At 34.2% G+C, this 445-nt stretch carries 1 protein-coding gene; it reads left to right on the top strand.

Annotated elements, in window-relative coordinates; translation table 11 throughout:
* Window positions 1–445: hypothetical protein (locus tag E3E37_RS11605; RefSeq protein WP_206204110.1), on the top strand; the 445-nt coding region annotated here is incomplete at both ends.

The raw sequence follows: 445 nt of genomic DNA, 5'->3' as shown, positions 1-445 counted from the left end.
AAACCCAGTAATCTGTGAAGAAAACTCTTATTGTGGTTTCTTTGAATTCAAAGAGTCTAAGGGTAACGTTATTGGTAATTACACATCAGATGGAGTGATGTGGATAGGATATTTTTACTTTAAGGATGGGTTCATCGTTTACAGTGGAGATACAGATAGAATAGAAGTAACAACTTTCTCATATCATCTCAAAATAAAGTATTGGAAAAAAATTTACGAGAAGTATCTAGATTATACAGTTCTTGATCTTCTCGCGTCATATGCTGATAGGGACTATGCTTTCTTTTTTATTATAAACAGACATCCACGTACGAATGAGTGTGCACATCCTTGTCTTTACTACATTGAGTTCAACACCGGATCATTAGGAAAGATTTGTGATATAAAACCTCATTCACTCATAGGAGCAACTATTTTTCAGAATAGGATTTATGTAGCTACCCCT

It is taken from the genome of Thermococcus sp. ES12 (assembly GCF_012027515.1).
In the GTDB taxonomy this organism is placed as follows: domain Archaea; phylum Methanobacteriota_B; class Thermococci; order Thermococcales; family Thermococcaceae; genus Thermococcus; species Thermococcus barossii.
The sequence above is the reverse complement of the archived record's forward strand: the minus strand, read 5'-3'. Positions and strand labels throughout refer to the sequence as shown.